The organism is Flavobacterium sp. CBA20B-1 (assembly GCF_028473145.1).
Classification (GTDB): domain Bacteria; phylum Bacteroidota; class Bacteroidia; order Flavobacteriales; family Flavobacteriaceae; genus Flavobacterium.
This window is the reverse complement of record NZ_CP092370.1, coordinates 1,709,295-1,723,950: the sequence shown is the minus strand read 5'-3', so window position 1 is coordinate 1,723,950 and position 14,656 is coordinate 1,709,295. Positions and strand designations below refer to the sequence as shown.

Genomic DNA, 14,656 nt, shown 5'->3' with positions numbered 1-14,656 from the left:
AAGAATTTTAGTGGTTTTTTTGTTTATTTTTTTCTATATTTACGATTAACTAACTTATTTATTAATTGTTAAAAATTTGATTAATGGAAAAAATTACACAACAAACATGGTTTAAGGTACGGTGGCTAAACACTACCTCTTTACTTTTTTTATTTGGGTTAATTTTCTCTACATCCATTAGTTTTTCACAAACTTTCAATTACACAGGTTCGGTACAAACCGTGACCCTTCCTGCAGGTGATTATGAAATTGAAATGTGGGGAGCTGACGGGGGTAAAGGATTTCAAACTTCACAAATAAACAATGAAGGAAAAGGAGGGTACGCTAAAGGTACTCTTACTGTAACTACTCCAACTACCTATTATATTTATGTGGGTGGAAAAGGAACAGATGCCAGTAATGGTTCTGTTGGTGATGTCTATTTAGGAGGTTGGAATGGCGGAGGTGACTCTGGTCAAAATAACTATTCAAATGCTGCTCAATATCGTGCAGCTGGTGGTGGCGGAGGAACCGATATTAGAACAACACAAAATACTACCTATGCAAACAGAATAATGGTTGCCGGAGGTGGTGGTGGTGGTGTTTATCTTGCTACTTACGTTGGTGGTAACGGTGGAGGAATCACTGGTGATGATGGTGGTAACACCTATCATGGAGATGGTGGTTCACAGACTGCTGGAGGAACTGCAAACGGAAGTACAGGTAACATAGCAGGAACTGACGGTGCATTGGGTATTGGAGGTACTGGAGGAACTTCAACTACTAAATCCGGCGGAGGTGGCGGCGGTGGCGGCTACTATGGTGGCGGTGGCGGTGCTACAGGAAACTCATCATCATCACAAGGCGGCGGCGGCGGCGGTTCTTCTTATTTAGGAGGAGTTTCTACGGGAGTTACTTTTATGTTTGGGGAGACAGGTTTTGTGCCTAACCCAGATACTACAGGAAATGGTACGGTTATCATTACGTCAATGGCACCTTGTACAGGTACGCCAGTAGTAGGTACAGCATCAGCAACATCTAGAAATTGTTCTAGCGAACCTTTTACTTTGTCGGTTACCAGTGCAACAAAAGCCGGTGGTATTACGTATCAATGGGAGCGTGCAGATGCAGGTACAGGTGTATGGCAACCTATTCCAGGAGCAACAAGTGCTTCTTATACAGTAACCAACCAAACGGTAGCAAGTGATTATCGTTTTGTGATTACATGTACATATACTACAAATACTGTGACTTCTAACGTGGTTTCAGTAGCGCAAACTGTAGCTACTTATATTTTCGAAGGCTTTGAGAATACTCCAACAGGAACCTCTTCAAACAATACTTACCCAAGTTGTTGGTCATATATTGATACGGTTACTTCGTCTGGATACGGATATGTTAGTACAAGTGCTTCAAATAATGGTAGCAATGGGTTTTATACATATCGTTCGAGTTTAACAGGGACTTCTTATGATGGTGATATTATTCTTATTTCACCAGAAACAAATAACTTAGGTAATGGAGGTAAACAATTGCGTTTCTCAGCTAGAGTGTCTTCAACTTCTTATATCTCTACTCATCAGTTTGAAGTTTATACTATGGATGGCACTTCAACTACGGCTACAAAAACATTACTTCAAGGTACTATTCCATTAACTAATACATGGCAAGAATTTGTTATACCTTTACCTGTAACTACAGACGATTATTTTGCTTTTTCATTTGAGCGTAACGGAGGTGCTGCTTATGTTTATTTAGATGATATTTATTATGAAGATTTAAGTCCTTGCTCTGCACCAGGAAATATTCAATCTTCTGCAATAACACAAACGGCAGCTACGATTTCATGGGATTTTTCTTTAGCAACTGGAATCACAGGTTATGAGTACGAAGTGCGTACTAGTGGAAACCCTGGTTCGGGTGCTAATGGATTAGTTGTAACAAATACAACAAGTGCAACTACAAACTCAGTTAATTTAACTAACTTACAACCAGGTACTTCATACACCGTTTATGTACGTAGTATATGTGGAGGATCATCTGGTAGTTGGACCACGTTTCCTCATACATTCAATACATTATGTGGTATCGTAAATTATCTTTTTGAAGGTTTTGAAAGTACGCCAACAGGTAATTCTTCGAATAATACATATCCTTTATGCTGGTCATATATTGATACAGTCACTTCATCTGGTTACGGATATGTTAGTACAAGTGCTTCAAATAACGGTAGTAATGGGTTTTACACATATAGAAGTAGTCTTACTTCTGCAAGCTACAATGGAGATATTCTTCTTATATCTCCTGAAACTGATAATTTAGGAAATGGAGCTAAACAAATACGCTTTTCTGCTAGAGTATCATCATCTTCGTATATTACCAATCATCAGTTTGAAGTTTATACTATGGATGGAACTACAACCTCAGCGACAAAGACATTGCTTCAAGGTACTATTCCATTAACAAATACTTGGCAAGAATTCACTATTGAATTACCTGTTACAACTGATGATTACTTTGCTTTCTCTTTTGAACGTAGCGGAGGTGCGGCTTATGTTTATTTAGATGATATTTACTATGAGGATATACCTGCACCTACTTTAGCAACTACTCAAAGTGATAATATTTGTCCGGGAGATACCAATGGAATGGCATCAGTTGTAGTAACCGGCGGCGCAGCTCCTATAACCTATTTATGGAATACCGGAGATACCACCCCAACTTTAACAGGATTGGCCGCAGGTACTTACACCGTAACAGTAACCGATGGATTAAGCCGCACGGCTACCGAGACAGTTACTATCACCGAGCCTGATGTTTTAGTTTCAAACGCAGTTGTAAACAACATTAGTTGTAATGGCTTAAACGATGCAACGATAGACATTGCACCAACCGGCGGAACATTCCCATATACCTATCTATGGAGTACCGGCGATACCGGAACCAGTTTAAGCAATTTAACACCTGGTACCTATACGTTAACCATTACCGATCTGAACAATTGTACCGCAACAGAAGATTTTGTTATCACAGAACCTACTGTTTTGGTAGCAACAAACGCTGCACAAACCGACGTTTCAATGTTTGGAGGTAATGACGGTGCAGCAACTGTGGCGGCAAGTGGCGGAACAGCACCATATACTTATATGTGGAGCAATGGAGCAACCACAGCAGCAATCACAAACTTAACCGCAGGAACATACACTGCAACAGTAACCGATGCAAATGGTTGTACCGCAACAGAAGATTTTGTTATCACACAACCTATCCCATTGATGGTTCAGTCTGTATCTCAAACCAACGTAAGTTGTAATGGCGGATCAGATGCAAGCGCAAGCATCGTAGCAATAGGCGGAAATGCACCTTACACCTACCAATGGTCACCAAGTGGAGGAACTGCTGCTACCGCAATAGGATTATCGGCAGGTACGTATAGTGTGTTAGTAACCGACCACACAGGAAACACCATCACCGAGAACTTTACCATCACCGAGCCTGACGCTTTAATAGCTACTATTTCGCAGTCAACCGATATTACATGTAATGCGGCAAGCGACGGAACAGCTACAGTAAGCGTAGCAGGCGGAACGGCACCATATACGTACTTATGGTCAAACGGAATGATGAACAATATGGCAACCAACTTAAATGTGGGTAACTATACGGTAAGCATCACCGATGCCAACGGATGTAAAACAACCGCAAGTGTTTCTATCGCACAGCCAACGGCATTGGCAATCACTGGAACAGCAACAAACATAAGTTGTTTCGGACAAAACGATGGAGCGATTACTGTTTCAGCAAGTGGTGCTGTAGCACCTTATAGCTATTCATGGTCAAATGGTCAAAGTGGTACCAGTTTAAGTAATTTATCATCAGGAACTTATACGGTAACCATTACAGATGCGAACGGGTGTTCTAAAACAGAAACATACACTATCGTAGAGCCTGCGTTTGTGCACCCTCCGGTAGCAGTAAACCAAAGTTTCTGTATTGGTCAAAATGCAACGCTAGCAGATGTTGTAATCACCGGAAGTACTATCAAATGGTACAGTGCTTCAACAGGAGGTGTGTTGTTGCCTGCAACAACCGTATTAACAAATGGTACTACTTACTATGCTTCACAAACCGTTGGAACATGCGAAAGCAGTACACGTACGGCAGTTCAAATTACTTTGAACCAAGGAACTCCATTAACCACCACACAGTTAAATGTGTGCAGCAACACCCGTGTGCAAAACATGACCATAGACGGGTTCAATTACACCCAATTGAAATGGTACAGCAGCCCAACAAGTACTTCGCAGTTACCAGCAAGCCAATTATTGGCAACGGGAACATATTACATTAGCTCGTTAACAGGAACGTGTGAGTCACCACGCCAAGCAGTACAAGTAACGGTAGCGGCAGCAGTGCCTGCACCAACGGCAACGGCTCAAACAGTATGTGGCAACAGCACATTGAATGACTTAGTAGTAGGAAAAGATCCTTCTGCAAGCTTAAACTGGTACAGTTCATTACAATCAATGATTCCATTGTCAGGCACTACACAAGTATCAAACGGTACTTACTATGTGCAGCAAGTTATTGGAAACTGTGAATCGGTACGCGTAGCTGTTCCTGTTCAAGTAGTAAATGTTACCGCACCAACGATGACCTCTATCACAACTTGTGATGGCACGCAGATTGGTGATTTGAACACCGCTGCAATCAGTTATTTATGGTACACCGACAATGTAAGTACAACGCCTTTGGCAGACACTTTTGTGATTACCTCAGGAACCTATTACATTGCCCAAGAAAATTCGGGATGTATTTCCGCAAGAACGCAAGTATCTGTAAATGTAGGCGCACGTCCAAACAGCCCAACAGGTCAAACCACACAAGGTTTCTCTTTTGCAGCTAAAGTATCTGATTTAATAATGAACCAACCAAATGTACGCTGGTTTGCAAGCTATGATGATGCCTTAGATCAAGTAGGACAGTTGTCACCTAGTGCACCATTGCAAAATGGAGCTACTTACTACGGAATTTTGGTAAGCACTAATGGATGTGGCAGTTATCCAACAGCCGTTACGGTAGAAGTTACCGTAAGCACGCAAGAGTTAGATTTAACTCAGTTGAAATACTATCCAAACCCGGTTGATAGCGCGTTGCATATTAGCTACAACGAAGCTATTACCAAAGTAGAAGTGTTTACCCTAACCGGGCAAAAAGTGATGAGCAATGAGTTCAATGCTATTGAAGTAACCACCGATTTATCGCGCCTAAGTTCAGGCACATATTTAGTGAAGGTTGAAACTGCAAAAGCATCACAATTCATAAAAGTGGTAAAACGATAAGTTTATCACCATAATAACAAAAGTTAAAACATTATGTTTTAAGCAAACAAAGCGGGGAAAAATCCCCGCTTTTTTGTTTTTAATTTCAAATATGTTGCGCAAAAATGTTAAAAATGTAAAAATAGTACTACGAAGTATTTCTGGTATTGTTTTTTATTATATTTGAGGGTTATTTTAATTAAAAATTAATAATCCAATAAAATGAAAAAAATTACACAATTATCAAGATTAAAAATTCCATGGCCTAGAAGCAAAACTTCTATAATTATGCTATTGGGTTTTGTTTTTCAATTATTTCAAGTGCAAGCACAAACCTACTCTTATACCGGTGCTGTACAAACGGTTACACTTCCAGCTGGAACATATGAAATTCAAACGTGGGGAGCTGATGGAGGAAACGCTTTAAATGGTACAGGCGGAAAAGGAGGATATGCATCAGGAACAATAACTGTAACAACTCCAACAACGTATTATCTCTATGTTGGAGGAAAAGGAAGTACTGGTTCTGTTGCAACAACAGGTGGATGGAACGGTGGAGGGGGATTAGTAGGAACATTTTCTTCTCCTAATGAAGGCGCTTCCGGTGGTGGTGGTACAGACGTACGAACAACTTCAAATACAACATATGCTAACAGGATTATAGTTGCTGGCGGCGGCGGCGGCGCTGTAGGATATGGTAGTTATACTGGAAATGGTGGAAATGGTGGCGGTGCTATCGGAGAAAGTGGTGGTAGTAGTCGTGGAACAAGTTATATAGGGGGTGGAGGAACACAAACTGCGGGTGGTGCGCCAAGTTCAACTACTTACTCTTCTGCTGGTGATGTGGGAATAGGAGGTGATTATATCGGAACATTAGGAGGTTCTGCCGGCGGCGGCGGCTATTACGGCGGCGGTGGCGGTCATTGGGGCGGTGCCGGCGGTGGTGGTTCATCGTATGTGGGTGGCGTGTCTAATGGTGTAACTATTATGTTTGGTCAACCCGGTTATGTGCCAAACCCTGATGTAACAGGTAACGGAACGGTGGTAATAACCAATATGGCGCCTTGTACCGGAACACCAAGTTCAGGAGTGGCAGCAGTTACCGCAAGAACCTGTATTAATGACCCTTTTACGTTATTTGCAACAGGTGCAACAAAAGCAGGTGGAATCACCTATCAATGGCAAAGTGCGCCTTCTGCAACTGGACCTTGGACTGATATTGCAGGTGCAAACAATTCCACTCTTACGATATCAAATCAGACTGTAACTACAAATTATAGACTTGTGGTAACATGTACAAATGGGGGTGCTACAGCGACAACAAATGTGGTGAATGTCTCACAAGCGGCAATAGCTAATTTATCAGAAAATTTTGATACTACAGCAACAGGTAGTACAACAAACGCTAGTATTCCTTCGTGCTGGAGTTATATTGATGAAATTACAACTACTGGATATGGTTATGTGGAAGCTGCAACGGCTTTATCTGGATCTAATTCCTTTAGGCTGTACAGAACAAATACAACTTCTAATGCGGCTCAGAATTTGGTCTTAATTTCACCACAAACAGATAATTTAGGAAATGGTACCAAACAGCTTCGTTTTTATGCAATGGCTACGAATACCAATGCTACTAATATTTTACAAATTGTTAGGTCAGACGGAACTTCTGCTTCTTCAACATTTACAATTATCCAAAGTATTGTGGTTAATCATACCGGATACCAAGAATATATCGTTCCTATTCCAGCTACAACTGATGATTATTTTGGCTTTAGGTTGGCACACAATGGCGCAACAGCCGCTGTTGATATTAATATTGATGATGTATATTATGAAGACTTTGATACTTGTCTATATCCAACAGGAGTTACTGTCTCTAATATTACACAAACTTCAGCCGATATATCTTGGACAGGTTCTACTTCAAGTAGTGTTACTGCATACCAATATGAAGTTCGGAGTTCAGGAGTTCCAGGCTCTGGAGCAGCAGGGTTAGGAGCAACGGGTACAACGCCAAATGCAACAACAACCTCAGTAACGGCAACCGGTTTAAATCCATCGTTAAACTATACGGTGTATGTTCGTAGTATATGCGGTACAGCAAATGGAAAATGGACACCAATTCCTACTACGTTTTTTACTTTATGTGGAATTGTAAATACGATGTTTTCGGAAAGTTTTGATACAACACCTACTGGTAGTACAACTAATCCTTCTATACCAAACTGTTGGAGTTATTTTGATGATGTTGCTACAACGGGTTATGGCTATGTAGAGGCTGCTACGGCACAATCTGCACCTAATTCATTTAGATTATATCGAACCAATTCAACTACGAACGCACCTGAAAATGTAGTATTGATTTCACCAGAAACAGTAAACTTGGGCAATGGTACTAGACAGTTGCGTTTTTCTGCAATGGCATCTAATACGAATACTACCAATATTTTGCAATTAGTTAGATCTAACGGAACTACCGCTTCGTCTACCTATACCGTTCTTCAAGATGTTGTAGTTAACCATACAGGATACCAAGAGTATATAGTTCCTTTACCGGTAACAACTGATGATTATTTTGGTTTTAGATTGGCACATAATAATTCAACTGTAACGGTTGATATTAATATTGACGATGTATATTATGAAAATTTATCACCTTGTATTTATCCAATGAATTTTCAGGTTAATAGTGTCGCTGCTACAACAGCTACTCTTTCATGGGACGCTTCTTTGGCTACGGGAGTAACAGGTTATGAATATGAAGTTCGTACATCTGGGGCACCGGGTTCAGGAACAGTTGGTCTTGAACAAACTGGTGTAACCGCGGGAACGGTAACCAGTGTGAATATAACAGGCCTAACATCGGCAACCAATTATATTGTTTATGTTCGAAGTATTTGTGGTGCATCTCCAGGAATGTGGACTACTTTTCCTAGAGAATTCCAAACCCTTTGTGATATCTATGTGAATGATTTCTATGAAAATTTTGATACTACTTTGGTGGGTTCAACTACAACGCCTTCTATTCCAGTTTGTTGGAGCTTTATTGATGATGTAGGTTCTACGGGTTATCTTTATACCCACAACTTAGCATCAAGCGCACCTCAGTCAGGTACAAATTATCTTAGAATGTATAGAACAAATTCTACAACAAATGCTGCAGAAGAGCTTGTTATGATTTCACCTGAAACGAATAATTTAGGAAACGGAGCTAAACAACTACGGTTTTCAGTTAAAACGTATGGAACAAGTGCAACTGCTTATGTTAACAAGCTTGAAGTTCTTTCAATGCCAAGCAATACTTCAACTTCAGGAGCAACTGTTTTGGCAACATTTACGCCCAATCAAGTTGCTTATGAAGAATATATTGTACCATTACCAGCAGGAACTAATGATTATTTTGGTTTTAGGTTGGCATATAATGGGGGTACTACAGGTTCTAGTGTGTCTATAGACGATGTTTATTACGAAGACATTCCTGCTCCTACTTTAGCAACTACACAAAGTAATAATATTTGTCCGGGAGATACCAATGGAATGGCATCTGTCGTAGTAACCGGCGGAGCAGCTCCTATAACCTATTTATGGAATACCGGTGATACCACCCCAACTTTAACAGGATTGGCTGCAGGTACTTACACCGTAACAGTAACCGATGGAATAAGCCGCACGGCTACCGAGACAGTTACTATCACCGAGCCTGATGCTTTAGTTTCAAACGCAGTTGTAAACAACATTAGTTGTAATGGTTCTAACAATGGAACAATTGATATCACACCAACAGGCGGAACAGCTCCTTACACCTATCTGTGGACTACAGGAGACACTGGTACTTCTGTAAGCAATTTAGCGCCGGGTACATATTCCTTAACCATTACAGATGCCAACAATTGTACCGCAACAGAAGATTTTGTTATCACAGAACCTACTGTTCTGGTAGCAACAAACGCTGCACAAACCGACGTTTCAATGTTTGGAGGTAATGACGGTGCAGCAACTGTGGCGGCAAGTGGCGGAACAGCACCATATACTTATATGTGGAGCAATGGAGCAACCACAGCAGCAATCACAAACTTAACCGCAGGAACATACACTGCAACAGTAACCGATGCAAATGGTTGTACCGCAACAGAAGATTTTGTAATCACACAACCTATCCCATTGATGGTTCAGTCTGTATCTCAAACCAACGTAAGTTGTAATGGCGGATCAGATGCAAGCGCAAGCATCGTAGCAATAGGCGGAAATGCACCTTACACCTACCAATGGTCACCAAGTGGAGGAACTGCTGCTACCGCAACAGGATTATCGGCAGGTATGTATAGTGTGTTAGTAACCGACCACACAGGAAACACCATCACCGAGAACTTTACCATCACAGAACCTGCTCCGATAGTTGGAACTGTTTCAAAAACCGACATTACATGTAACGGGGCAAACGACGGAACAGCTACAGTAAGCGTAGCAGGGGGAACCGCACCATATACGTACTTATGGTCAAACGGAATGATGAGCAATATGGCAACCAACTTAAATGTGGGTAACTATACGGTAAGCATCACCGATGCTAACGGATGTAAAACAACCGCAAGTGTTTCTATCGCACAGCCAACGGCATTGGCAATCACTGGAACAGCAACAAACATAAGTTGTTTCGGACAAAACGATGGAGCGATTACCGTTTCAGCAAGTGGCGGAACAGCACCTTATAGCTATTCATGGTCAAATGGTCAAAGCGGAACCAGCTTAAGCAGTTTAGCTAAAGGAACTTATACGGTAACCATTACAGATGCGAACGGATGTTCTAAAACAGAAACATACACTATCGTAGAGCCTGCGTTTGTGCACCCTCCGGTAGCAGTAAACCAAAGCTTCTGTATTGGTCAAAATGCAACATTGGCAGATGTTGTAATCACCGGAAGTACTATCAAATGGTACAGTGCTTCAACAGGAGGTGTGTTGTTGCCTGCAACAACCGTATTAACAAATGGTACTACTTACTATGCTTCACAAACCGTTGGAACATGCGAAAGCAGTACACGTACGGCAGTTCAAATTACTTTGAACCAAGGAACTCCATTAACCACCACACAGTTAAATGTGTGCAGCAACACTCGTGTGCAAAACATGACCATAGACGGGTTCAATTACACCCAATTGAAATGGTACAGCAGCCCAACAAGTGCAATACAATTACCGGCAAGCCAATTATTGGCAACGGGAACATATTACATTAGCTCGTTAACAGGAACGTGTGAATCACCACGCCAAGCAGTACAAGTAACGGTAGCGGCAGCAGTGCCTGCACCAACGGCAACGGCTCAAACAGTATGTGGCAACAGCACATTGAACGACTTAGTAGTAGGAAAAGATCCTTCTGCAAGCTTAAATTGGTACAGTTCATTACAATCAATGATTCCATTGTCAGGAACTACACAAGTATCAAACGGTACTTACTATGTACAGCAAGTTATTGGAAATTGTGAATCGGTACGCGTAGCTGTTCCTGTTCAAGTAGTAAATGTTACCGCACCAACGATGACCTCTATCACTGCTTGTAATGGCACGCAGATTGGCGATTTGAACACACCAACTACAACTTATGTATGGTATGTAAGCAATACAGCTACCACACCATTACCAAATAGTTTTGTGTTAACCTCAGGATCCTATTACATTGCACAAGAAAATGCAGGATGTATATCAACAAGAACCAATGTAGCTGTGAATGTGAGCCCGGTGCCTAACAGCCCAACAGGTCAAACAACACAAACGTTTCCTTACCCGGCAAAAGTATCTGATCTGGTAATGAACCAACCAAATGTGAAATGGTACGCATCTGCAAATGATGCCATGGAAATGATTAACGAGCTTGCTCCAAGCACCTTTTTGATGAGCAATACTACCTATTATGGAATTATTGTAAACCCTAACAATTGTGGAAGTGCGCCTACAGCAGTTACAGTTATACTTTCTGTAAGCACGCAAGAGTTAGATTTAACTCAGTTGAAATACTATCCAAACCCGGTTGATAGCGCGCTGCATATTAGCTACAACGAAGCTATTACCAAAGTAGAAGTGTTTACCCTAACCGGGCAAAAAGTGATGAGCAATGAGTTCAATGCTATTGAAGTAACCACCGATTTATCGCGCCTAAGTTCAGGCACATATTTAGTGAAGGTGGAAACTGCAAAAGCATCACAATTCATTAAAGTGGTAAAACGATAAGTTTATCACCATAATAGCAAAAGTTAAAACATTATGTTTTAAGCAAACAAAGCGGGGAAAAATCCCCGCTTTTTTGTTCTTAATATAACCTAACCATTTTTGTTTTCATTAATTTGTGCTAAAAGCACCTCGTGTATATCTGCGGCACTTGGTAGTTCAAAAAGTTCTAAGTGAAAATAGGGTACCACCGCCAAAATATGATCAAAAATATCTGCCATAATGCCTTCGTATTTTAGCCAATCAACCGTGTTTGTGAACGCATATATTTCAATGGGTAAACCATGTTGGGTGGGTTGCATATGGCGCACCATTAAATGAAATTGCTTATGGATATTGCTGTTGTTCAATAAATAGCGTTTCACATATTCCCGAAACAAACCAATATTGGTCATTCGGCGTCCATTTACAAGCATTGTGGGATCATCAACATGATTTAGATTATAGGTGTTGATTTCTTGCTGGCGTTCAATGATGTACGATTTTATAAGTTTAATACGTTTTAAATCTTCAATTTCGTTTGAATCTAAAAAGCGAATTGATCCCATTTTTATATTCAGCGATCGTTTGATTCTTCGACCGCCCGATTTTTGCATGGTTCGATAGTTTTTAAACGAATCACTAATTAAAGCATAGGTAGGAATGGTGGTAACTGTATTGTCGAAATTGCGTATTTTCACCGTGCTAAGGTTAATGGTAAGTACATCCCCGTCTGCACCGTATTTTGGCATTTCGATCCAATCGCCCACCCGAACCATATCGTTTGACGAAACCTGAATGCTGGCTACAAAACCTAAAATGGTATCTTTAAAAACCAAAATGATGATTGCCGATGCAGCTCCTAATGCGGTTAGCAAACCTGTTGGATTCTTCCCGGTAAGTTCTGAAAAAATCAAAATAGCGCCAATCATATAAAGCAAAATCGCAATTACTTGAAAATAACTGTCTAAAGGCTTGTCTGAAAAACGTTTGCGGCTGTGTAATATATCTTTTAAGGTATAAAAAATAGATTTTATTAACACCGTAAAGGTGATAATAATAAGCACATCTACTATTTTAATGGTGAACAATGTAATTTGCGGAAAACCTGTAAAGATAAGCGGTAATGATTGCTTTGCTATAATCAGCGGAATTAAATGCGTAAGGTTTTTAAGTACATTGTTATGAATTAGAAAATCATCGATGCGGGTTTTGCTTTTGCGGATGGTTTTTATCAGTATAATCATTAAAATTCTACGGAGTAAAAAATCAATACCGTACAAAACAATTGAAAAAATAATAATCAGTAACAGCGTATTCACATAATGGGCTGCTTGGCTGCTTAATCCGGTTTTTTCCAAAAGATTAAATCCAAATGAATAAATAGTACTTTGAAAGTGTTGTTGTAGTTCGTTCATGAAAAATAATTGTAAAAAATCCCGGTTTAAAGTCCGGGATTTCTGTTTATAATTCGTTTAACAATTTAGATATTTCGTCTAATTTTGGAGTTAGAATCACCTCGATACGTCGGTTTTTAGATTTGCCTTCCACAGATGAATTAGTGGCTATTGGTGCATATTCACTGCGTCCGGCTGCGGTTAAATTCTTTTTATCGATGCCGCTGGTTTGTTCAATAATATTTACGATTGCTGTGGCGCGCTTGGTTGACAAATCCCAGTTGTTGGTAACGCCACCGCCTAAATTTCCAACAATTTTATCGTTATCGGTGTGCCCTTCAATCAAAATACTAATGTCTGGGTTTTTTGCTAAAACCTCGGCTAACTGTTCCACCGCATTTCTACCTTCGTTGCTAACGGTCCAACTGCCTGAAGGAAACAACAATTTGTTTTCCATCGATACATAAACCTTTCCGTTTTTCTGTTCCACCGTTAATCCTTTACCTTCAAATTCAAACAAAGCTTTTGAAAGGGTTTCTTTTAATTTGCGAAGATTTTTATCTTGGGCAGCCAATTTTCCTTCTAGCTCTGCAACGCGCGATGATTTGGTATCTAATTCTTTTTTCAGATTGTTTAAACGTTCAATTTCGGCTTTAATTGCTTGGTCGCTGTTTTTTTCTAAGCTGTTGTAGTCTTTTTGCAATTGCTCGTAGGTCACTTTTAGCCTGTCGCGTTCGGCAACAGCCTCTTCTAACTGATTTTGTAAGGATTGATTCTTCGTTCCCAAATCAAACGATTGTGTTTTTAAATCGGCAGTTTCGCCAGTTAATCGCTCCAATTCTTCGGCACAATTTTTATATTTGGCGTCTAACTCGTTATACAATTTTCGGGTAACGCAACTTGTTAAAAACGGCAAACAACATGCTGCCAAGATTATTTTTTTCATAATTTCTAAATGTTTTTGTTAATCAATTTCAATAGCAACCGGACAATGGTCTGAATGTTTTGCTTCTGGCAAAATATAGGCACGCTTTAAACGGTCTTTCATATTTTCGGTAATTAAATGATAGTCAATACGCCAACCTTTATTGTTGTTTCGGGCATTGGCACGATAGCTCCACCAACTGTAATGATGTGGTTCAGGGTTTAGCATTCGAAACGAATCCAAAAATCCGTTTTTCATAAATGTATCTAGCCATTCACGTTCTTCTGGTAAAAAACCCGAAACTTTTGCATTGCGAATGGGGTCGTGAATATCAATTGCCTGATGGCAAATGTTGTAATCGCCGCAAATAATCAGCTGTGGAATATCTTTTTTAAGAGCGTTTACATAGTTTTGAAAATCGGCCATGTATTGAAATTTATGGCTTAAACGATCACTGTTTGTTCCCGAAGGCAAATACAAAGACATCACCGAAAAATCATCAAAATCTGCACGAACATTTCTTCCTTCTTTATCCATATAATCGATTCCTGTTCCAAAAACCACATTTTTAGGTTCGGTTTTGCACAAAATAGCCACACCACTATAGCCTTTTTTTTCTGCCGAAAAATAGTATTGATACGGATATCCCGCTGCCGTGATTTCTAAAACCGGAATTTGGTCTTGCGTGGCTTTAATCTCTTGTAAACAAATAATATCGGGGTTTGCAGCCTGCAACCAATCCAAAAATCCTTTAGAAATAGCTGCCCGAATACCATTTACGTTGTATGATACAATCTTCATATATAAGTAGGTGTTTTGCCAAAATT

The 14,656-nt window shown here is 40.2% G+C and carries 5 protein-coding genes; 2 read left to right on the top strand and 3 right to left on the bottom strand.

Annotated features, from left to right (window positions below):
- The first annotated feature begins 83 nt into the window (after positions 1-83).
- Positions 84-5,321 (top strand): glycine-rich protein, encoded by a 5,238-nt coding sequence (locus tag MG290_RS08600; protein ID WP_264560913.1) that lies wholly within the window; start codon positions 84-86, stop codon positions 5,319-5,321.
- 201 nt (positions 5,322-5,522) lie between these two features.
- The gene (locus MG290_RS08595) at positions 5,523-11,531 is read left to right on the top strand and encodes a glycine-rich protein (RefSeq protein ID WP_264560912.1); all 6,009 of its coding nucleotides are present in this window, start codon (positions 5,523-5,525) and stop codon (positions 11,529-11,531) included.
- A gap of 89 nt (positions 11,532-11,620) precedes the next feature.
- Here MG290_RS08595 and MG290_RS08590 read toward each other — a convergent pair whose 3' ends face one another.
- Genes MG290_RS08590 through MG290_RS08580 form a run of 3 tightly spaced genes read right to left on the bottom strand, consistent with a single transcriptional unit; the run spans position 11,621 to position 14,630 of the window.
- The gene (locus MG290_RS08590; RefSeq protein WP_264560911.1) at positions 11,621-12,925 is read right to left on the bottom strand and encodes a mechanosensitive ion channel family protein; all 1,305 of its coding nucleotides are present in this window, start codon (positions 12,923-12,925) and stop codon (positions 11,621-11,623) included.
- 46 nt (positions 12,926-12,971) lie between these two features.
- Positions 12,972-13,850, bottom strand: a complete 879-nt coding sequence (locus tag MG290_RS08585) for an OmpA/MotB family protein (RefSeq protein ID WP_264560910.1) — start codon at positions 13,848-13,850, stop codon at positions 12,972-12,974.
- Positions 13,851-13,868: 18 nt separating this feature from the next.
- The gene (locus tag MG290_RS08580) at positions 13,869-14,630 is read right to left on the bottom strand and encodes an exodeoxyribonuclease III (protein WP_264560909.1); all 762 of its coding nucleotides are present in this window, start codon (positions 14,628-14,630) and stop codon (positions 13,869-13,871) included.
- Positions 14,631-14,656 lie beyond the last annotated feature (26 nt).